General features: G+C 73.2%; 12 protein-coding genes and 1 pseudogene. 1 reads left to right on the plus strand and 12 read right to left on the minus strand.

The window, feature by feature from the left end; all coding sequences use genetic code 11:
- Positions 1-49 precede the first annotated feature (49 nt).
- The 9 genes and pseudogenes from ACIPYS_RS27975 to ACIPYS_RS28015 all read right to left on the minus strand — a co-directional run bounded on the left by ACIPYS_RS27975 (position 50) and on the right by ACIPYS_RS28015 (position 13,118).
- Positions 50-3,103 (minus strand): hypothetical protein, encoded by a 3,054-nt coding sequence (locus tag ACIPYS_RS27975; RefSeq protein ID WP_400751023.1) that lies wholly within the window; start codon positions 3,101-3,103, stop codon positions 50-52.
- Positions 3,103-5,076, minus strand: coding sequence for an HSP90 family protein (locus ACIPYS_RS27980; RefSeq protein ID WP_400751063.1), 1,974 nt, complete (start codon positions 5,074-5,076; stop codon positions 3,103-3,105). Before ACIPYS_RS27980 ends, ACIPYS_RS27975 begins: the two co-directional genes overlap by 1 nt.
- A 101-nt stretch (positions 5,077-5,177) precedes the next feature.
- Positions 5,178-6,092 carry a hypothetical protein gene (locus tag ACIPYS_RS27985; RefSeq protein WP_400751026.1) on the minus strand — a complete coding sequence of 305 codons (915 nt, stop codon included), beginning with the start codon at positions 6,090-6,092 and terminating at the stop codon, positions 5,178-5,180.
- 409 nt (positions 6,093-6,501) lie between these two features.
- On the minus strand, positions 6,502-7,383 hold the full coding sequence (locus ACIPYS_RS27990; RefSeq protein WP_093859859.1) for a geranyl diphosphate 2-C-methyltransferase: 882 nt from the start codon (positions 7,381-7,383) through the stop codon (positions 6,502-6,504).
- Between the two features lie 15 nt (positions 7,384-7,398).
- Positions 7,399-8,583: pseudogene (locus ACIPYS_RS27995) on the minus strand (family 2 encapsulin nanocompartment cargo protein terpene cyclase); the annotation flags it as partial.
- A 307-nt stretch (positions 8,584-8,890) separates the two neighbouring features.
- Complete coding sequence (locus tag ACIPYS_RS28000; RefSeq protein WP_400751029.1) at positions 8,891-10,471, minus strand: APC family permease; 1,581 nt, start codon at positions 10,469-10,471, stop codon at positions 8,891-8,893.
- A gap of 105 nt (positions 10,472-10,576) precedes the next feature.
- Positions 10,577-11,293: a flavodoxin family protein gene (locus tag ACIPYS_RS28005; RefSeq protein ID WP_093859860.1), complete on the minus strand. Its 717-nt coding sequence runs from the start codon at positions 11,291-11,293 to the stop codon at positions 10,577-10,579.
- Positions 11,294-11,446: 153 nt separating this feature from the next.
- Entirely contained in the window at positions 11,447-12,223 is a 777-nt protein-coding gene (locus ACIPYS_RS28010; RefSeq protein WP_400751033.1) for a DUF5995 family protein, read from the minus strand.
- A gap of 220 nt (positions 12,224-12,443) precedes the next feature.
- Positions 12,444-13,118: a TetR/AcrR family transcriptional regulator gene (locus tag ACIPYS_RS28015; protein ID WP_400751036.1), complete on the minus strand. Its 675-nt coding sequence runs from the start codon at positions 13,116-13,118 to the stop codon at positions 12,444-12,446.
- Between the two features lie 58 nt (positions 13,119-13,176).
- Here ACIPYS_RS28015 and ACIPYS_RS28020 point away from each other — a divergent pair, with 58 nt between their 5' ends.
- On the plus strand, positions 13,177-14,064 hold the full coding sequence (locus ACIPYS_RS28020) for an SDR family NAD(P)-dependent oxidoreductase (RefSeq protein WP_400751039.1): 888 nt from the start codon (positions 13,177-13,179) through the stop codon (positions 14,062-14,064).
- Positions 14,065-14,210: 146 nt separating this feature from the next.
- Here the strand turns inward: ACIPYS_RS28020 and ACIPYS_RS28025 are convergent, their stop codons facing one another.
- The 3 genes from ACIPYS_RS28025 to ACIPYS_RS28035 all read right to left on the minus strand — a co-directional run bounded on the left by ACIPYS_RS28025 (position 14,211) and on the right by ACIPYS_RS28035 (position 21,017).
- Complete coding sequence (locus ACIPYS_RS28025; RefSeq protein ID WP_400751042.1) at positions 14,211-17,336, minus strand: acyltransferase family protein; 3,126 nt, start codon at positions 17,334-17,336, stop codon at positions 14,211-14,213.
- Between the two features lie 16 nt (positions 17,337-17,352).
- Positions 17,353-19,131 carry a glycosyltransferase family 2 protein gene (locus ACIPYS_RS28030; protein ID WP_400751045.1) on the minus strand — a complete coding sequence of 593 codons (1,779 nt, stop codon included), beginning with the start codon at positions 19,129-19,131 and terminating at the stop codon, positions 17,353-17,355.
- Between the two features lie 428 nt (positions 19,132-19,559).
- Positions 19,560-21,017, minus strand: a complete 1,458-nt coding sequence (locus tag ACIPYS_RS28035; protein WP_400751048.1) for a glyceraldehyde-3-phosphate dehydrogenase — start codon at positions 21,015-21,017, stop codon at positions 19,560-19,562.
- Positions 21,018-21,249 lie beyond the last annotated feature (232 nt).

Here is a 21,249-nt window from a genome sequence, read left to right on the forward strand (position 1 = left end):
TGACGGTGGGGCGGGCCGCTACGGCCCGCCCCACTCGCCCGACGGCCCGTCAGTCCGCCAGCCGCTCGCGCAGGTTCGCCAGGATCTCGGCGGCGTCCTCCAGCCCGTACCCGCGGCAGCGCTCGACGGCGGCCGCGAGCCGCGCCCGGGCCGCCGTGCGCCGACCGAGGTCGGTGCCCTCGATCAGCGCGGCCAGCCGGACCGCCTCGGCGCGCGGGGTCTCGGCCCGCTCGCCGCCCGCCTCGTAGGCGGTGATCGCGCGGTCCGCCTCGGTCAGCGCCTCCTCGTAGCGGTCCGCCACCGCCAGGGCGCGGGCCCGCTCGTAGTGGACGGACGCCCGCAGGTACCAGGCGTCCGCCTCGGGCTCCGCCCGCTCGGCCCGCTCGCGCACGGCGTCCGCCTCGGCCAGCCGGGCCAGTGCCTGCTCCAGCCCGTCCGCCCCCTCCCGCTGCACGACGAGCCGGGCGAACTGCCGCAGCATCGCGGAGACGGGACCGGTCTGCGGCCACTGCTCCTGTGCGGCGAGCGCCCGGGACCTCGCGGCGTGCGCGGCCTCCCAGCGGTCGGCGAGGGCGAGGGCGACGGCCGCCTCCGCGGCGACCATGGTGCGCAGATGCAGGTCCTCGGTCCAGCCTTCCAGCAGAGCGGCCAGCCGCAGGTACTCCTCGGCGGAGTCCCGGTACTCGTCCAGCGTGTACAGACCGCGCGCCAGGTCCAGCCTGGCCTGGGCGAACAGCCGGTCGTCCGGTCCGGCGGCGGCCGCGTCGGCCAGCACCGACTCCAGGACGGCCACCGCGTCGGCGGTCCGGTCGGCGGCGGTCAGCAGGTCGGCGAGCTGCAGCCTGGTCCTGGCGGCGTCACCCGCGGCCGCCGGGCCCTTGCGGTCGAAGCGTCCGGCGGCCTCGGAGAGCGCCCGGATCGCGGCACCGGTGTCCCCGAGATGGGCGCTGGCGTGTCCCACCATCAGGTAGGTGGCGGCGAACGGGTAGGACTCGTCGGCCCAGCGGGCGGCCGCGGCCAGGGCCCGGTGGAGCACCTCGACGGCCTCGGCCTGCTCGCCGTTCTGCAGCAGCGCCTGCCCCAGCAGGCCGTACGCGCGGGGCGTGTGCCAGGGCTGCCCGGCCTGCTCCAACTCGGCTATGACGGTGCGCAGTTCCTCGGCCGCCTCGACGATCCGGCCCTGCCGGGCGGCGACGTCGGCGGCGTACTGGCGGGCCACCGTCAGCCGGCGCACGGAGCCCCGGGTGGCGGCCGCCTCGCGGTAGGCGGTGACGGTGAGGGCGAAGCGCCCGGCCTGCTCGGCGGGCGGCTCCTCGGGCGGCTCGGGCAGCGCCAGGACGAGTTCGTGGTGCGCGGCGTAGGCGCGGCACTGGAGGACGACCAGGTAGTCGTCGTCGCTGAGGGCGGGGCCGCCGGGCGCGGCGGCCAGCTCCTCGGCCCGGGCCAGTGCGGCGTCCAGGGCCGCCCAGTCCACGGCCGGGGCGGGCCCCGAGGCGCCGGCACCCTCGGCCTCGTTGCCGGAGTCACCCCCGGCCTCGTTGCCGGAGTCACCCCCGGCCTCGTTCCCGGCCTCGTTCCCGGAGCCGTCCCCGGAACCGTCCCCGACGAGGACGGCGACCAGGGCCCGGGTCCGGGCCGCCAGGGCCCGCCCGGCCAGCCCCTCCCGGTCGAAGAGGTCACCGGCGCCCCGCAGTTCGGCGGCGCCCTCCTCCCAGTCCTCCCGGTCGAGCGCCGCGTGCGCCCGCCGCTCGGCGAGTTCGGCGCGCAGCCGGCCGACCGTACCCAGGCGGTCCGCGTCGGCCGCGCCCGTGACCGCGGCCTCGCCCTCGGCGGTGAACCGCTCGTCGATCCGCCGCCATAGCCGGTCCGCGTCGGGGTGCCCGAGCAGTTGCAGCTCCCGGGCGCGGAGCACCAGTGCGGCGAAGTCCTCCGGCTCCGGCTCCACCTCCCGGACCGGCACCGCCGGCACCATCGGGACGGCGGCCAGTTCCGGCGCGGCCGGGGCCCGCACGCCGAGCGCCAGCGGCTCGGCGAGCAGCGGCCGACGGGCGAGCCGGTCGCGGCGGCGGGAGCCCACCGCCCCGGTGCCGTTGCGGGCGTCGAAACGGGCGGCCAGCGCGTCGGCCTCGGTGCGCAGATGGGCGAGCAGGGTGTCGACCGTCCAGCTCCGGCCGGGCGGACCGCTGACGGTGAGCGCGCCGTGCCCGGCCCGCTCCAGGCCGGCGATCAGCACCTCGACGCCGGTGAGGAAGTCCAGCCGGCCGCTCGGATCGCCGGTGACGCCGAACAGGTCGCGGTTCTCGGCCAGGATCTCCAGCCCGCGCGGCTCGTTGCCGGACAACGCGCAGAACTCGATGTGCTGGCCGACCGAGCGGACCAGACCGCTCTTGCCGCGCGCGAAGCGGTAGCCGACCAGGTGGCTGGAGCGGGCCTCGTCCAGCCGGCCCTGGCGCAGCAGCGGAAGCAGCGCCTGGGCGTGGCTGACGTGGGGCTCCTCCGCGCAGGTGCTCTCACCGCTGAGCACCGGCCGCCAGGCCTCCAGCGCGGCCGCGTCGTCGCCCTGGCGCACCAGGTGGGTGGCCGCGGCGCGGACCTCGCAGGCGTGGCAGTCGCTCAGCTCGGTGCGCGGCCGGGCCGCCCACAGCTCGTAGGCGTCCTGGACGTCCTCGCCGATGTGGGCGGCGAGGTGGAAGCGCTGGGCGTAGTAGGGCTGGAGGCCGTGGCCGGCGGCGCGGTAGCGGTCGCGCATCTCGCCGTGCCAGCGACGGACCGAGGCGAGCGGTACGTCGGGGGTGCCGAGCAGCGAGGTGGCGACCCACTTGAAGCGCCAGAACACCTGCTGCGTCGCCCACTCGCCGAAGCTGTCCGGGTCGGTGTCCCAGAGCTTGAGGACGCGGGCGAAGACGACCGGGGCCTTGGTCCGCTCGCCGTCGTACTCGTAGGCCTCCATGAGTTCCAGCAGGGCCATGGCGCGCACCGCGGTGTCGTCGAACTGGCAGGCGGCGTCGACGAGTTCCTCGGCCGTGACGGTCCGCTGCCGGCCGTAGGGGCGAGCGTCGTTGTCGCGCAGCGCGGCCATCACCGCGTCGATGGTGTCCAGCATCACGCCTCCTCCTGCCGGCCGTGCGGGTCCTGCGGGCCCAGCGCACCCCCGCCGCCCCCGCTGCTCCCACCACTCCCGCCGCTCCCGCCGGACCGAGCGGCGGCCTCGTGGCCGAGCATCGCGTGGTCCAGCAGGCTGATGAACGAGCGGTTGAGCAGGGCGCTCTCGCTGGAGGTGAGCGGTCGGCGGGTGAGCAGCACGGCCTGCCCGTAGAGCGTCTCGACGGCGGTGACGGCGAGTTCGCGGTCCACGATCGAGGCGGCCCGGCGCACCAGCGGGTTGAGGTGGTTGAGGACCAGCTGCGCCCGGGGCACCTCGGCGCGCAGCGAGCCGAGGATGTCGGCCCACAACCCGTCGGCCTCCTCGGCGAGTTGTGCGCGACCTCGCTCGTGCCTGGCCTCCCGGTTGTCGAGCAGCAGCGCGGGCGCGCTGGTCGGGTGGAAACTGCGCAGGGCGACGTCGCAGTCGAACCGGCCGACCACCTCGCGGGCCACGGCGAGGAAGGCCGAGGCGGCGAGTTCGGCGGCCGGGTCGACGGTGTCCAGGTGCGCGGTGACGGTGCTGGGATCGAGGTCGGCGACGGAGGTGCCGGGCCGGATCTCGGGCAGCCGGTGGACGAGGTCGCGGTCGTAGGTGTAGCCGCCGTTGACGACACCGAGCCCGGCGGCGCCGGCGATCGGGGCGACCTGGCGGAACTCCTCGACGGTACGGGTGACCAGGACGACCGGGTGGGTGCGGGCGAACTCGTCCAGGGTGACATTGCCGTCGGTGGTCTCGAACGGCAGCCAGGGCAGCAGCATCCGCAGCAACTCGTCGTCGTAGCGCGCGAGTTCCTTGACGGCCAGGTGGTGCACCGAGATGAAGCGGTGCAGCAGCGCCGGGTCGCTGGCGGACAGGCCGGTGAGCCAGTCGCGGATCCGGGCCCCGAGCGCGTCGCGGACGGCGGCGAGCATCTCGTCGGCGTACAGGCCCTCGCGGGAGGCGGTCGGCCGCAGGCCGTCGGTGTCGACCACGCACCGGACGAAGAACGCCCAGTCGGGCAGGAGTTCGTCGGCGTGGTCGGAGAGCAGCATGCCCTTGAGGTGGACCCGGTGGCCGGCCCGGCGGGACGGCGGGACGGCGTCGGGCAGCACATAGGCGACACCGCGCAGGCCGACCAGCGGCAGGTCCAGCTCGATGGTGTCGAGCGGGGTGAAGTCGAAGGTCGAGCGGCAGTACGCGGCCAGCGCCTCGCGGCGGGCCAGCGGGGAGCCGTGCCGCTCGGCCCACGGCGGGGTGTGGTTGATCCTGGTGGTCCCGCCCCGGCCGTCGACCACGGTGACCTCGTGGCGCAGCAGGCTGCCGAAGTCGCGGGCCAGCGAGACCACCCGGTCGGTGCGGGTCCACTCGGCGGCGTCGGCGCGCGGGGCGAGCCGGACGGTGGTGCCCGGCTCGGGCTTGGCCTCGGCCGGCAGGGTGCGGATGGTGTAGCGGCCGTCCGAACCGCCGCGCCACTCGATGACGGGGGCGTCGGGGGTGGCGGCGGAGCGGGTGACGACGGTGATCTCGTCGGCGACGACGAAGCAGGCCAGCAGGCCGATGCCGAACTGGCCGATGAAGTCGCCCCGGGCGCGGGCGAGTCCGTCACCGTCGAGGCGGCCGTCGGCGTCGCGCTTGGAGCTGCGGCCGATGGTGGCGAGGAAGGTGTGGACGTCCTGCTCGGTCAGGCCGATGCCGGTGTCCGTGACGGTCAGCCCGTGGTCGGTGCGGACGGTGATCGCGGCGGGCGCCGACGGGTCGAGGGCCTGCCGGGCGGAGATGGCGTCGACCGCATTCTGCAGGAGTTCGCGCAGATAGACGCGGGGGCTGGAGTAGAGGTGGTGGGAGAGCAGGTCGACCAGGCCGCGCAGGTCGACCTGGAAGGTGTGCGCGCTCGTCGGGTTCTCGGATGGGGACACCGGTGGCTCTTTCGATCGCAAGGGCGGTTCGGGCATGGGGAGGGGCGGCACGACGGCTCCCGGCGGCAGCCGCGGCCGGGTCGCGGGGACCGGGCGCCGCGGGACCGGGAGGCCGGGACCGGAGGCCGGCCGGACCCCTAGGGTGCGCAGCGGTCGCGGTGGGTGCGGAAGTTCTCGGCCTCGTCGCCGCCCAGGTAGTACCAGGGCCAGTCGGTGACGACGTCGTCGAGGGTGGCGAACACCGCGTGGGCGAGTTCGCGCTCGTCGGCGAGCGAGAGGACCATCGCGAAGACGTTGTGGGTGGCCCGCCAGTCGCGTCGGCGCCGGTAGGCGGGGTGCAGCACGGAGCGCAGTGCCGCCTCGCGCAGCGCGGCCCGGACGGCCGGATCGGTCAGGTAGGCGTGGTCCTCGCCCCCGGGAAGGTCGAGCCAGTGCTCCAGGTGCGCGAGGGCGACGATCTCGCCGAGCGGGCTGCCCTCGGGGGCGTCGAGCATCGCCCGGCGGGCGAAGGCGTGCATCTCCTCGTGCGATCCGCCCCACTTGGCGCAGAGCTGCTGCAACCGCTGCTGGTGGGAGGCGAGGTGCTCCGGGTCGCGGCGCAGCGCGGCGTCGAAGCGCGCGGTGGCGATGCCGCGGCCGAGCGAGGCACCGCGGGCGCCGATCTGCAGGAAGAACCAGGGGGCGAGCCAGGACGGTTCGCGCTCGGCCACCTCGAGCAGCTGTTCCTCGGCGGTGCCGAGCCGCTCGTGGAAGAGCCGCCACTGCTCCTCGGTGACCTGCTGGGCGCGCTGACCGGTGCGGGCCTCCCAGCCCCAGGCGATGTGCCGGGCGCCGGAGAACAGCAGCAGCAGGGTGTCCTCGGGGTGCTCGGCGACGGCGGCGGCCAGCCAGCGTTCGGTGCCCTCGACGGAGGAGAGCCGGTGGAGCAGCCAGGTCAGTTCGGCTGCGTCCTCGATCTCGGTGAGAACGGAGCCGACCGCGTTCCAGTCGCCGGCGTCGGCGAGGGCGCGCAGCCGGCGCAGTTCCTCGTCGCCGTGCGAGAGGTCGAGCACCGGGGTGAGGCCGCGCGGCGCCTTCCGCCCGAGGCCGCGGCTCCGACGGCCGGCCGGCCCCGGCGGGGCGTCATCGGCTGATCGGCGTCGGAAAAAGGACATGGTGCGGCCCCCTGAGACCTCGTCGACCGGGACGGTCGGCGGATTCGTTCGTATGGCCTCGCAGTGGCCACCCGGATGCACTGCATATCACGCGCCTCCGACGTCCCGTCGACCAGCCCTGTTCCCGAACGCGCCAGGACGTTCCCCGGGCGCTCTCAGGGACTCCCCCGAACGACCCCGAACGATGCCGAACGACCCCGGTCGCTCCCCGGGGCTCGCCCGAACGACCCCGAACGACCCCGGACGCACGGGACCCGGCCCGCCGCCGTGCGGCCGGGCCGGGTCCTCGCCGTGCGGCGACGCGGGGTCAGACCCGGTCGGCGGCGATCAGCAGGTACTGGAAGGAGCCGTCCTTGTAGGAGTTGATGAACGCCTCCTCGATGCCGGTCACCAGCGACGGCACGGTGGCGCGCAGCTCCCAGTACGGGAGGGTGGCCGCGGTGAGGTCGATGACCGCGTTCGGCACCAGGCGGTTGTCGGCCATCGCCTTGAAGTACTCGCGGCGGGAGTGGATGTTGCACTCGAAGTGGGCGTTGATCTGGGAGACCCACTTCGAGGGCTGGCCGTAGGTCGGGTTCCAGCAGCCGGTGATGGTGACGTAACGGCCGCCGGCCGACAGGATCCGGGAGTGCTCGCCGAGCAGGTCCTCCAGGTCGACGTACATGCTGGACTCGTTGTTCCAGGACGCCCGCACGCTGCCGGACGCGAACGGCATGTCCAGCATGTTGCGGACCTGGGCGTGCACCGAGCCGTCGATGCCGAGCTCCTTGGCCCGCCGGTTGCCGAACTCGGCCTGCTTGGCGGACAGCGTGACGCCCTCGACCTTGCAGCCGAAGCGCTGGTGGGCCATCACCATCGAGCCGCCGCGGCCGCAGCCCGCGTCGACCAGGGTGTGCTCGGGGCGGATGTCGCCGAGGTTGTCCAGCAGTACGTCGGTCTGGGCGGACTCCAGCCGGTGCAGCTCGGCGACGAGCTTCTTCTCCCGCTCGCTGTCGTCCGGCGAGCCCAGCGCGGCGTGGTCGACCGCGCCGATGCCGTAGTGGTGGTGGTAGAGGCCGTCGACGTCGCCGAGGCGGAGGTTCACCGGCCGGGCCTCGTGGTCCCAGTAACGGGCGATGTCGCCCTGGTACGGGGTGGCCGGACCAGGGACGGCGGTGCGGTTCACGGGGGTGGTGTCGGTGACGGACACGGTTCAGCTCCTTGGTTACCAGAAGTCGGGCAGGCTGTAACGGAAAGTGTTGGTCTGATGCCAGTTGTGGTTGCCGTCGACCCACGCGGCGACTCCGCGCAGGAAGCGCACCACCACCGGGACGGGGCAGGTGGCGGCGAGTGCGGCCGCCTCCGCCTCGAAGGCGTGCATGAGTTCGTTGTGCACCTCGACGGCCTTGAGGTAGCCGTCGCGGTCGCTGACCCCCTCGCGCTCGGAGATCACCACCGGCAGGTTCAGGTGGGTGCCCGGACTCGACAGCTCCTTGGTGTACGAGTACAGGTCGTTCACGATGGTGGTGGCGTTCGAGGCGAGCGCGATGACCCGTTGCATGGCGGGGCGGGCGTGCAGGTCGGCGGGCAGCTCGTAACCGCCGACGGTGTCCGTGATGGTCGGGCAGGGGCGGAAGTTGTTGAACTGGCGCATCGCCAGGTACTCCCACACCTCCGGCACGTGGTCCTCCTGGGCCCAGGCGCCCTCGGCGAGGTAGCCGAGGTGCAGCCGCGCCATGTCGTGCCGGAACCGGTCCGACTGGGCGGCGGTGGCACCGCGGTCGAAGTGGTCCATCGCCGAGCGGTAGGCGCGCCGGGGCGCGTCGGCCGCCAGGGACTCCGCCCAGGCGCCCTGGTACTCGGCGGTGGTGTGCAGCGGGTCGAGCGCGGTGTGGGCGAGCAGCAGCCGGCTGCCGAGGCCGACCGGGGAACCGCCGTGGTCCTCGCAGTAGTAGTCGTCGACGGCGTTCTCGGCGACCATCAGTCGGGTGGCGATCATGACGTGGTCGACGCTGGGCGCGTCGGGGTGGCAGCCGACCATGTAGCGGCTGACCGAGAAGCCGTCGAACTCCTCGGCGTAGTCCGGCGGGTAGAGCTGGACCTCCTCCTCGGCCCACAGCTTGATCCGCCGGCTCACCTCGGCGACCCGCTCCGCGTCCGGCTCGCCCACCGGGTGGAAGTACAGCCCCGGGATCGGGTCCCCGCTCCTCGGACCGGCCTGTCCCGCGCCGGTTTCGTCGGCCGCGCCCGCCGCGTCGGGTGCCGCCCCGGCCTCGGCCGCCCCTTCGGGGGGAAGCTGACGTGGCGTCAACCTCAGCCCTGCAGTACCGATTCCGCTCGGTCCGCGGAGGATCTGCTCCAGCGCCGTACCGCTCATGACCGCACCGCCGCCCTGCGGCCGGGGTGCGGGTGGTGCGACGTCTGCGGTGTCTCGCTGCTCGTGGCCACGGGCATGGGAGAACCTTCCTCTGTGAAGGGGGACACGTCATGACGGGCCGTCGCCTCGTCCGAAGAAGGGGATCTCCACATCCGGTGGGCCCCGTCTCGCTTGTTGCCAACCGTAGGCGGGGCGGAACGATCTGAGCCGCTTCGCATGATCCTGTGCACTCGAAAGGGTGAACGTTCACGTGTGTTGCGTTTGAAACGGCGCATCCGATGATCGGTTCGGACCGGCCCCGCCGAGTGCCCCCGGACCGGGACCGGGAGCGCCCGGGGCCTCAGCCCCGCGGGGCGTCGGCCGGGTCCGCCGCCTCCACCGGCACGTCCGGGTGCCGGAACCAGGAGCCGTCGACCGCCCACTGGACCAGCATCAGCACCACGCCGAGCAGCAGCGCCCCGATGCCGATCACGGTCACCCCGCCGGTCTCCCCGAACAGCGGCAGGTCGATCGAGGTGGAGCCGTAGTCCGGGTCGGCGTAGACGTCGAAGGCCCCGTAGCAGAAGAAGTACAGCAGCAGCAGGCCGCCGAGCAGCGGCATCAGGCCCTTGAAGACGAAGTCCCGCACACTCCGGGTGAGCACCCTGCGGTAGTACCAGACGCAGGCGAAGCCGGTCAGGCCGTAGTAGAAGGCGATGGCCAGGCCGACCGAGGCGATCGAGTCGGCGAGCACGTTCCCGCTGATCGCGGTGAGCAGCACGTAGAACGCGATCGAGGCCAGGCCCATCGCGACCGTGGACCAGGTCGGGGTGCGGTGGCGCGGGTGCACCCGGGCGAACTGGCGCGGGACGGCCCGGTGCGCGGCCATCGAGAAGGTGGTCCTGGCGGTCGGCAGGATGGTGGTCTGGGTCGAGGCCGCGGAGGAGGTGAGCACCATGAAGATCAGGAGCTTGGTCAGGAACCAGCCGAGGCCCGCACTGCCGAACACCGCGCCGCCGAGCGAGGACAGCACGTCCCCGGCGTTGTTCTCGTTGCCCAGTCCGATGCCCTCCGTCCCGATGCCCGCGAAGGCCTGCGCCGAGGTGGAGACCAGGGCGTAGATGAGCAGCAGCAGGACGGTGGAGATGACGGCGGCCCGTCCCGGGGTGCGCGCCGCGTCCTCGGTCTCCTCGTTCACGGACACGGCGGTGTCCCAGCCCCAGTAGATGAAGACGGCGGCCAGGATGCCCGCGGTGAAGGCCGTCGTGGAGGACACCTCGAACGGGTTGAACCACGATCCGCTGATGTGGACCGCCGTGTCCGGCGGGTGGTCCCCGTACACCTTGACCAGGGCCGTGACCGAGAGCAGCACCAGCATCACGACCTCGATGCACAGCAACCAGCGCTGCAGGGCGGCCGAGATCTCGATTCCCACGTAGCAGATCGCCGTCATCACGATGATCCAGACCACGCCGGCCACCGTGGTCCAGGCGGTGCTCTCGGCCAGCCCGTCGAAGCCGAACAGCCGGAAGCCGTAGACGCCAGCGATCTGGGCGAGGTTCGCCATCACGATGATGTCCGCGATCACGATGCCCCAGCCGCCCATCCACCCCGTGCGCGGCCCGAAGGCCCGCGCTCCCCAGGTGAAGGTGGTGCCGCAGTCCGGGTCGGAGGCGTTGAGCTCCTTGTAGGCGTACGCGATCAGCAGCATCGGGATGAAGGCCAGGACGGTGATGATCGGCGCCTGCAGACCGACCCCGACCACGATGATGCCGAGCGTCGCGGCCAGGCTGTAGGCCGGGGCGGTGCTGGCGATGCCGATGGCGACCGAGGAGACCAGGCCGAGGGCTCCGGTCTTCAGGCCCTTCTCACCGGCACGGGAGCTGACGACAGTGGGCGCGGCGGGCGGCGGCGGAGTGTGTCCGCCGTGGGGTTCCGGCACGGTTCCCACCCCCTGATCCTGCACGCGGAGGTACTGACGGGGTCGATGAGATCAGCGTACGCCCGGGAGCCGTTGCGTTCCTGGCAGGTGACCGCCCGGTCACGGTCAGCGGTGCTCGGGGTTCTCGAAGTCGAAGCGGCAGCCCGCGTCCCACTCGGAACGCTGGTTGCCGTGGGCCGGGATCCCGCCCGCGTCCTTGATCATCCGGGCCAGGTGGAGCAGGTTCCAGGTCATGAAGGTGGCGTTGCGGTTGGTGAAGTCGTTCTCCGGCCCGCCCGACCCCGCGTCCAGGTACGACGGCCCCGGCCCGGCCTCGCCCACCCACCCCGCGTCGGCCTGCGGCGGGATCACGTACCCGAGGTGCTGGAGGCTGTAGAGCACGTTCATCGCGCAGTGCTTGGCGCCGTCCTCGTTCCCGGTGATCAGGCAGCCGCCGACCCGGCCGTAGTAGGCGTACTGGCCGTGCTCGTTCAGGATCGACGAGCAGGAGTACAGCCGCTCGATCACCTGCTTCATCACCGAGGAGTTGTCGCCGAGCCAGATCGGCCCGGCCAGCACCAGGATGTCGGCGGCCATCACCCGGCTGTAGAGCACCGGCCAGTCGTCGGTCTCCCAGCCGTGCTCGGTCATGTCCGGCCAGACCCCGGTGGCGAGGTCGTGGTCGACCGCGCGGACCACGTCCACCCGCACGCCACGGCGCTCCAGGATCCCGGTGCTGACGTCGATCAGCCCCTGGGTGTGGCTGCGCTCGGGCGAGCGCTTGAGCGTGCAGTTGATCACCATGGCGGTCAGGTCGTCGTACCGGGCGGGCGAGGGGGACATCGGCGGCCTCTCCAGGTCCTTCGGCGGGTCCTTCGGCAGGCCGGGGCGCCCACCGGGGTCGGGTCTCCCACCACTCCACCCCGGGCCCGCACCGACCGCCCGCCGGGATCCGCCGACCGGGCCCGTCGGCCGGACCGGCCTCGACCCTTCCCGTCAGCCCTGCCCGGCCGGACCCTCGGCCGCGTCCGCCACCGGGCTCGCGGCCGGCCCCGGCACCGGCTCCGGTGCCGCCACCGGGACCGGGGTGACCAGCATCCGCCCGGCCAGCGCGGTGCCCGCCGTGACGGCGGCGAGGGTCGCGTCGAACAGCGGCCGGATGTTGCGCTGGTGCCAGAGCGACAGGGTGGCGGCCCACGCGGCCTCCCTGGCCCGGGCGGTCGAGAACGCCCCCACCAGGTGGCGCAGCGGCTCGGCCGCCCCGGCGGTGACCCCGGCGATCCGCTGCTCGAACCCGGCCCGCTCCTCCGCCTCGGCCCGCACCAGCAGCTCGCCGACCACGGCGTAGTCCTCCTGCACCGGCGGGGTGTCGGGGGTGGTGCGGCGTTCGATGCAGGTCTCGACGACGGCGAGCGGCAGGTCGTGGCAGAGGTGGGCGTTGGTCCCGGCGAACGCGAACTGCACCGGCCACACCCTCCGGTCGTGCCGGGCGTCCACCAGCGGCTGCCAGGCGTCCCCGACCGGCCGCTCCGCCTCCGCGGCGTCCAGCACGTCGAAGTACTGGTTGGCGAGCAGGACCCCGAGCCGCTCGACGAACGCCGGGTCCCGGACCTCACCGGCCGCGATCCGCCGCTCCACCAGCGCCGCCACCCTCAGGTGCATCCGGTTGAAGCAGGCGATCCCGTCCGCCGGGTCCAGCCGCGCCCCGATCGCCCGCATCCGCTCGACGACCTCGTCGGCGCTCTGCGCGGGGCTGGCGTGTGACTGAGCCATGGGGGCGGTCCTTCCGTCGCGGTTCTCCGGCTGCCACCTATACACACCGTCACCGCCCCGGATCCGCCGCCCCGGTGGACGCCCCAGCACCGTCACCCGTTCCGGTGAGTCGACCGTCCGGGCCGGGACCCTGCCGTCGTCCTGCCGCCCCCGGCCCGGACCCGATCCCGCCCCGGCCCCGGGCGCCGTCACGGCCCTGGCCGCCGGAACGGCCGCCCGGTCAGCCTGCCGGTTCGTCCGCCGCCGCGACCAGGCCCGTGACGGTCGCGGTCAGGACGCGGGCCAGGCGGGGTTCGACCTCGACGACGGCGTGGGCGAGACGGGGGTCGCCGCGGTAGAGCGCGGCGACCTCGGGGCCGGGGTTGGCGATCTGCCAGAGCGCGCCGGCGAGCGAGACGGCGGTGGCGACGAGGTCGGTGACGTCCTGCTCGTCCAGGGCCGGCAGCAGCTCGCGGACGGCCGCGGTGATCGGCCCCCGGGCGGCGAGGGTGGCGAGCTTGAAGTCGCGGACGGCGTCGAGGGAGACATTGCGCTCGAGGTTGAGCGGGGCGTGCGCGAGCAGGTCGCAGAACGGCCCGCGGGCGGCGAGGGTGGCGGCGAAGGCCCGCGCCACCGCGGCCGGGCCCGGGTCGGTGGTGTCGCGCAGGCGGGCGGACAGCGCGCGGGACCACTCGTCCCAGCCCTCCGCCGTCAGGCGCAGGAAGATCTCCTCGCGCGTCTCGAAGTAGCGCAGCAGCGCGGACTTGTGCATCCCCACCGCGGCGGCGATGTCCGTCAGCGAGACCTCCCTGATGCCGCGCTCGCGACCGAGGGCGCGGGCCGCCTCCAGGATCGCGGCCTCGCGCTGCCGCTTGGCCTCGGGAGAGCGGGCGCGCTGGAACTCCGGTGCAGTCACCCGCCCATCGTAGCGCAACGCCGTTGCACTATTAGCGCAACGGTGTTTTACTAACGGCATGGACAGCAAGGACAGCAAGGTCTGGTTCATCACCGGCAGCTCCCGCGGCTTCGGCCGCACCCTCACCCGCGCGGCCCTGGAGGCCGGCCACCGGGTGGCCGCCACCGCCCGCCGCCCCGAACAGCTCGCCGACCTCGTCGAGGAGTTCGGCGACGACCGGGTCCGCCCGATCGCCCTCGACGTCACCGACCCGGCGGCGGCCCGGGCGGCGCTCGCCGAGGCCCGCACCCGCTTCGGCCGGATCGACGTGCTGGTCAACAACGCCGGCTACGCCAACGTCTCGCCGATCGAGACCACCGAGGACGCCGACTTCCGCGCCCAGTTCGAGACCAACTTCTGGGGCGTCTACCACGTCACCAAGGCCGCGGTCCCGCTGCTCCGGGAGCAGCGGAGCGGGCTGGTGATCCAGTTCTCCTCCGTCGGCGGACGGGTCGGCGGGTCCCCCGGCATCGCCTCCTACCAGGCCGCCAAGTTCGCCATCGACGGGTTCAGCCGCGTCCTGCGCGCCGAGACCGCGCCGTTCGGGGTGAAGGTCCTGGTGGTCGAACCCAGCGGGTTCCGCACCGACTGGGCCGGCTCCTCGATGACCGTCCACGACGTCCCGGCCGCCTACGAGGAGACGGTCGGCGCCGTCAATGCCCGGCTGCGGCAGGGCGGCGACGGCGCCGCGGGCGACCCGGTCCGCGCGGCCGGGATCCTGGTCCGGATGGCCGACCGCCACGACGTCCCGGACCACCTGCCGCTCGGGGTCAACGCGGTCGAGTACTCCCTCGCCCAGGACCGCCGGCTCCTCGCCGAGGACACCGCGTGGCGCGAGGTCGCCCGCTCGGCCGACTTCGCCGAGCCCTACCCGGTCGCCTTCCCGCCGGACGCCGCTGCGGCCTGACCGGCCCGACCGGCCGGAGCGGCCGGAGCGGCCGGTCGGCGGCACCCGGGGCCGACGGGCCCGAACGACGGGCGCGAACGACGGCAGGCCCCGGGCCGGGGAGCAGCGCGCTCCCCGGCCCGGGGCCTGTTCGTTCCCGGCCTCGGCTACTGCTTCGTGGCCACCGACACGTAGTCCACCCGCATCGGGTGCCCCGGCTCGGTGGCCGGGGTGACGGAGCCGCCGAAGGCCGCCGGGAGGTTGCCGCCGACGGCGACGTTGAGGATCAGGAACAGACCGCGGCCGACGGCCCGGTCCCAGGTCGCGCGGTCCATCTGCGCGGCCGTGACCCGGTGGTGCACCCGGCCGTCGAGGTACCAGCGGACCTCCTCGGCGCCCGGCTTCAGGTCGACCTCGACCGCGTAGCGGTGGAAGCCGGTGCGGCACTCGGCGCCGCAGGGCTGGTCGCCGGAGCCGAGACCGCGCGGCTCCTGGCACGGGCCGCCGTCCAGCACGCCGCAGTGCATCGTGCCGAAGACCGCGTCCCGGCCGTTGACCTGCTCCATGATGTCCAGCTCGCCGATGGCCGGCCAGCCGGTGTACCCGTTGCGCAGCTCGCCGCCCAGGGTCCAGAAGGCGGGCCAGTAGCCGGCGGCGGCCGGACCGGTGACGTCGGGCAGCGCGATCCCGGCCTCGATCCGCAGCACACCGCCGGGCGGCGGGGCCAGGTCGGCGCGGCGGGACTCGATCCGGCCGGAGGACCAGCGGCCGTCCGCGGCCCGGGTGGGCACGATCTCCAGCGCTCCCCGGCCGTCGAGCCGGACGTTGTCGGTCGAGTCGGTCATGGTCTCGATCTCGCCGGTCCCCCACTGCGCGGCCGGGCAGCCCGGGTAGCAGGTGCCGAGGTCGTACTGCCAGTTCGCGGCGGACGGGCGGCTGCCGGCCGGTCCGTCGAAGTCGTCGCGCAGCAGCTGGGTCCAGCCGGACGCGTCGGGCACCGGAGCGACACCGGAGGCACCGGCACGCGGGGGCAGGGCGCCCGCGTCCGTCAGCACCCGCTCCAGGCGCGGGGTCAGAACGACGGCGGCGACATTGGTCAGGTGCGTGTCGTCGCGGTAGAGCAGGATGCGTTCCAGCACGGCCGGGCAACTCCGGCCGTTGCCGGGGCAGATGACGTCGTTGACCGACACCGAGCGCACACCCGGCATCCGGCCGGCCGCGATCTCGTCGGCGAGCGGGTCGGCCCAGAGCGCCTTGTCGCGCGGGAACTCGCAGGCCGCCGGGTCGTCGGTGTGGCCGGAGACGCAGGCCGGCACGTCCGTGCCGGGAATCGGGGTGTCGCGCAAGTAGACGATCGGGACGCCGAGTTCCCGCAGCGGGGTGAGCGTCTTCGCCCAGCCCTGGAGCACCGCCTCGCGGTCGTCGGTGTACCGGTTGAGGGTGGAGACCACGATCAGCCGGGGCTTGGGCCCCTCGGCCAGCCGGGTCAGGGCGTTCGCCCGCCAGGTGTCGCACTCCCGGTAGGTCCGGCCCAACTGCGGGTTCACCACCGAGAGTTCCGGCAGCGGACAGCCCTGCTTGACCAACTCCTCCAGTTCCCAGCTCCGTTCGGCCGCGAGGGCGAGCAGCGAGGAGAACCACTGACCGGCGTGCGAGTCGCCGAGCAGCACGATCCGGTCCGGGCTGCCGACCACGCCGAAGCGGCAGTCGGGGCTGGTGGTGGCCGCCGGGTCGACCTCGCACTCGCCGTCCGGCGGGAAGTCCTTGCGCGCCTGGACGGCGTCCGGCACCACCGCCGGACCGCCCTTGGCCGGGGCCGCGGTGCGGACCAGCAGCGAGGTGCCGTCCGGCGAACCGGGCGGCAGCCCCTGGAGGTCGACCGGCGCCGCCGGGCCGAGCAGCCGGAGCGTCCCGGTGCCGACGACCAGCGCCAGCACCACCGGGACGATCACCGAGGCGAGCCCCAGGGACAGCCCCCGGCGCGGGAGTTCGGAGACGGTGCGGCTGTGCCGCAGCGGCTGCTCGACCCACCGCATGACGGCCGCGGCGGGCAGCGCCGCGGCGGCGGTCAGCGCCACCTTCACCGGCCAGTCCAGCGGGCCGAACTTCGCGCCGACGAGCACCAGCACCGGCCAGTGCCACAGGTAGAGGTTGTAGGAGAGCCGCCCGATCGCGCGCGGGACCCGCAGGCCGAGGACGCGGTCCACACCGTAGCCGGCTGCCGCGCTCCCCTCCCGCCCCGGCGTACCGGCCAGGATGACGGCCGCCGTGCCCAGGGTCGGCACCAGTGCCGCCCAGCCCGGGTACGGGGTGCTGCTGTCGTACGCCAGCACGCACCAGACCACGGCCGCCGCACCGCCCCAGCCCACTGCCGCCCGCAGCGGGCGCGGCCCGCGCAGCAGGTGCCAGGGCAGCAGGGCCAGCAGCGCGCCGACCCCGAACTGCCAGACCCTGGAGGGGGTTCCGAGGTAGGCGAGCGAGACGTTGTCGTGCGTCCAGTGCAGCGAGAGCGCGAAGGAGCCGAGGGTCAGCACGGCGGCGAGCGCCGTCGCGACCGGCCGCAGTGCCCGCCCGCGCCCGTCCGCCCGGCCGCGCCGCACCAACCGCAGCACCAGGTAGGCGGTCAGGGCCAGCAGCGGGCCCCACACCAGGTAGAACTGCTCCTCCACGGCGAGCGACCAGAAGTGCAGCAGCGGGCTCTCGTCCCGCCCGGCGGCGAGGTAGTCGGTCTGCTGGGCGACGAAGCGCCAGTTGCCGACCGAGAACGCGGCCGCGAGCACGTCGTACTCCAGGTCGGCCCGGCGCAGCGGCACCGTCAGCCAGGCGCCGAACAGCGCCATCGTACCGAGCACGATCGCGGCCGAGGGCAGCAGCCGGCGGGCCCGGCGGGAGAAGAACTCGCCGAGCCGGATCCGGCCGGTGGTGGTGGCCTCGCGCAGCAGCAGGCCGGTGATCAGGTAGCCGGAGACGACGAGGAACACGTCGACGCCGACGAAGCCCCCCGCCAGGCCGGGGACGGCGGCGTGGAAGGCGAGGACGGCGAGCACGGCGAGTGCGCGCAGACCCTCGATGTCAGGACGGAACCCGGCCGAGTGGCGCGCCCGGCCCGGGGCATCGGAACCCCGGGAGAGGACGCGGCCGAAGCGGCCGCCGCGACCGGCCTGACCGGCGGAGGTCCGCGGGCCGGGGATGGTGAAGGCCTCGGGCGCCAGCTCGGTCACCACGGACTGTGGTGACGAAGAAGGTGGTGCGGAGGACGGTACGGACAAGGAGGACTCGGGAGGTGACGACATGGACGAAGGCGACCTTTCAACCCAGCCAGGGCAGCATCGGACGGACCCAGCCGGACGCGAGCAGCGCGGTGAGCACGAGCGTGGCGGTGGCGGCCAGCCCCTCCGGCCAGCGGCGGGGCAGCATGCCGGACCGGGGCGCCTTCGACCCGGTGATGACGTCGTCGCGGCGGGCGGTGCCGCGCACCTCGCCGACGAGGTCGCGGATCAGCGGCAGGCCGATCTGCGCCTGCACCGCGAGGTAGAGCCCGAGACCCCAGTTCGGGGCCCATCCGTACTGGGCGACGGCCAGGCCGAGGCCGACGGCGGCGGCTCCGAGCGAGCCGCAGAGCCAGGCCAGCGAGACCAGCACGACCTTGCGCGCCATACCGCCGGAGCGGGACTTGCTCCGCGCCGCGGGCGCGCCGGACCCCTCGGTGTCCGCACCGGCCGCACCGGCGGCGCCGGTCGGCACCCAGGCCGCGCTGCGCCCGCGCAGGGTGTGCCAGAAGGCGACCCCGGCGGCGACACTCATCAGCACGTTGGAGCGGATCACCTCGATCCGCCAGCGGGTGCGGCTGACCCTGGGCAGCAGCACGTGCCAGAGCCAGAGCGGCGCGAGCATCGGCAACACGTGCCAGGGCCGGATCTGCTCCGGGTACCAGAACATCATCACCAGCGGCGGCAGTGGCGCGACGAAGATGTTCACGGCGGCGGCCAGGTAGCCGACGATGCCCTCGTAGAAGCAGAGCCGCATCCGCCAGGGAGCACCGATCCGCTTGAGCTCGGGCGAGCCGAGCAGGTGCAGGTTGCCCATCGCCCAGCGGTACTGCTGGTTGACGTACGAGGCGAGGTTGTCGGGCGAGGTGCCCTTGGCCACCAGCACCGGGACGTACAGCGTCCGGTAGCCCTTGGCGTACAGGCCGAGGCCGGTGAAGAGGTCCTCGCTGTGGTCGAGCCGGGCGAAACCGCCGGCCGCGTCGACCGCGACCCGCCGGTAGACGGCGTTGCTGCCGCAGCAGATGGCGGCGTCACTGGCGTCCCGGGAGGGCTGGATCCAGCGGAAGAACCACTCCTGCGCGGCACCGGCGGCACGCTCGATCCAGCTCATCGACTCGTCCGTGTCGAAGCACTGCGGGCTCTGGACGATGCCGATCCGCGGGTCCGAGAAGTACGGGACGAGGTGGCGCAGGAAGTCGGGCCGGGGCGCGAAGTCCGCGTCGAGGATGGCGATGAGCTCGCCGGTGCTGAGCGTGAGCGCGTGGTTGAGGTTTCCGGCCTTCTTGAGGTGCCCCCGGTCGGGCCGCACCACGTACCGGTACCCGTACGCGGCCGCCAGGTCGGCGACCTCGGTCCGGTCGCCGTCGTCGAGCACCCAGACGGTCAGCGCACCGGGCCAGTCGACCTTCGACACCGCCCGGTAGGCGTTGTCCAGGATGTCCAGCGGCTCGCCGCAGGTCGGCAGGTACAGGTCGACGGTCGGCAGTTCCTCCGGCGCCCACGCGTGCACCAGCACCTCGTGGGACTGCCGGGTCAGCCGCCGCTGCCGAAGGCTGTTGACCGAGGACAGCGCCAGCGCGACGACATTGAGTCCCAGCACGGCGAGGAACACCCACAGCGCGGGCGTCCGCAGCGCGAACGTGAACATCGTCCCGGCGGTGAAGACGAACGCCGCCGAACTGGCGACCAGAACCCACCGCCGCTGCGGCCCGAAGTACCAGTAGAGCTCCTGGTCGTCCGGCGGTTGCGGCAGATGCGCCGGAGGAGAGGAGGAAGAGGATGAAATAGATGAAATGGACGTAACTTGTCGGACAGTCATATGGCCCCCACAGCCGTGTTTCTGACAGCTCCAATGGCCACAGTACCGCATTGGTATAGACCATTGGTTCCATCGTCCGGCGGCCGGACGTCACCTCGGGGCCACCTCACCCCCTCCCGAGAAGCAGCAGGTCACACGGGCGTTAACACTCCTCCAACATCCGCTCCACCCGACCCTCCCGACACCCGGGAACGCCAGTGGGGGGGGGGGGGGGGGGCCCCGGGGGGGGGCCCCCGGGGGGGGGGCGGGGGCGGCCCCCCCCCCCCCCCCCCCCCCCCCCCCCCCCCCCCCCCCACACCCCCGGAAACGCGGGGGGGGCGCAAACCGTACCCGGGGTCCCCCCCCCACTGTTCATGTCCGCGCCTCATGCCCGCGCCCCTACGAGGGGCCGCCGGCGCCGATCCGTCCGGACCTCCGGACCACCCCGGTCAGACCGACGGGACCGCCGGGACGGGGTAGGTCGGGTACTCGACGCCCGAGACGTGCTGGACGACCCGGATCACCTGGCAGGAGTAGCCGAACTCGTTGTCGTACCACAGGTAGAGGATCGCGTTGTCGCCCTCGACCTTGGTGGCACCCGCGTCCACGATCGACGCGTGGCGCGAGCCGATGAAGTCGTTCGACACCGCGTCGGGGGCGGTGGTGAAGTCGATCTGGCGCTTCAGCGACGAGGTCAGCGAGACGTTGCGGAGGTAGTCCAGCACCTCGTCGCGGTCGGTCTCGCGGGACAGCTGGAGGTTCAGGATGGCGATCGAGACGTCCGGCACCGGGACGCGGATCGAGCTGCCCGTAATCTTGGCCTTGAGGTCGGGCAGCGCCTTGGCGACGGCCGAGGCGGCACCGGTCTCGGTGATCACCATGTTCAGCGGTGCCGAGCGGCCACGACGGTCGGCCTTGTGGTAGTTGTCCAGGAGGTTCTGGTCGTTGGTGAACGAGTGGACGGTCTCCACGTGGCCGCGCAGCACGCCGAACTCGTCGTCCATCGCCTTCAGCGGCGGAACGATCGCGTTGGTGGTGCAGGAGGCGCAGGAGAGGATCTGCTCGTCCGGCTTGATGGTGTCGTGGTTGACGCCGTGCACGATGTTGGGCACGTCGCCCTTGCCGGGGGCCGTCAGGACGACCTTCTCGATGCCCGGGCGCAGGTGGTTCGACAGGCCCTCGCGGTCCCGCCACTTGCCCGTGTTGTCGATCAGGATGGCGTCCCGGATGCCGTGGACCGTGTAGTCGATCTCGGACGGGTCGTTGGCGTAGATGACCTTGATCGCGGTGCCGTTGGCGACGATCGTGCTGTTCGCCTCGTCGACCGTGATCGTGCCCTGGAACTGCCCGTGGATGGAGTCACGGCGAAGCAGCGAGGCGCGCTTCACGAGGTCCTGGTCCCCACCGCCGCGGACGACGATGGCCCGCAGCCGGAGGCCGTTGCCGGAGCCGGCCTTCTCGATCAGCAGACGGGCGACCAGGCGGCCGATCCGGCCGAAGCCGTAGAGCACGACGTCACGGCCCGACTCGCGGCGCTCGAACTTGTTGGCACCGGTGGCGCCGGCGACGGCCTCCGCCGTGAACTCCTCCACCGAGAGACCGCGGCTGTCGGCGCGGTAGGTGGCGGCAAGCATGCCGAGGTCGATCTGGGAAGGGCCGAGATCCAGGGTGGTCAGTGCCTGCAGGAAGGGCAGCGTCTCGGTGACCGAGAGCTCCTCGCCGGCGATCTGGCGGGCGAACCGGTGGGTCTTCAGGATACTGACCACCGACTTGTTCACCAGGGAACGGCTGTACAGCAGGACAGTGACGTCCCGCTCCCGGTGCAGTCGGCCGATGATCGGGATCATCGACTCCGCGATCTCCTCGCGGTTCTTCCAGTCCGTGAACACGTCGTCGTTGACAGTCACAAGTCCATCTTTCGAGCTAGGAGGGTGTTCACATGCTAACTGCGACCCACCCCACCAGCCGAAACGGGTCCCCCCCTGGCCCGCATGACAAGAATCACACAGGGTGACAAAAGGGGCGGAACGCAAAGAACCCCCGTCGGTTTCCCGACGGGGGTTCTTCACAATGATTGTTCGGCGGCGTCCTACTCTCCCACAGGGTCCCCCCTGCAGTACCATCGGCGCTGTGAGGCTT

The sequence above is a fragment of the Kitasatospora sp. NPDC089913 genome, from assembly GCF_044748625.1.
Lineage (GTDB): Bacteria > Actinomycetota > Actinomycetes > Streptomycetales > Streptomycetaceae > Kitasatospora.

Excerpts from the sequence above, each read along its gene's own strand:
- ACIPYS_RS27975 (WP_400751023.1), bottom strand. The coding sequence starts at position 3,103 with ATGCTGGACACCATCGACGCGGTGATGGCCGCGCTGCGCGACAACGAC.
- ACIPYS_RS27980 (WP_400751063.1), bottom strand. The coding sequence starts at position 5,076 with ATGCCCGAACCGCCCTTGCGATCGAAAGAGCCACCGGTGTCCCCATCC.
- ACIPYS_RS28005 (WP_093859860.1), bottom strand. The coding sequence starts at position 11,293 with ATGTCCCCCTCGCCCGCCCGGTACGACGACCTGACCGCCATGGTGATC.
- ACIPYS_RS28010 (WP_400751033.1), bottom strand. The coding sequence starts at position 12,223 with ATGGCTCAGTCACACGCCAGCCCCGCGCAGAGCGCCGACGAGGTCGTC.
- ACIPYS_RS28020 (WP_400751039.1), top strand. The coding sequence starts at position 13,177 with ATGGACAGCAAGGACAGCAAGGTCTGGTTCATCACCGGCAGCTCCCGC.
- ACIPYS_RS28025 (WP_400751042.1), bottom strand. The coding sequence starts at position 17,336 with ATGTCGTCACCTCCCGAGTCCTCCTTGTCCGTACCGTCCTCCGCACCA.
- ACIPYS_RS28030 (WP_400751045.1), bottom strand. The coding sequence starts at position 19,131 with ATGACTGTCCGACAAGTTACGTCCATTTCATCTATTTCATCCTCTTCC.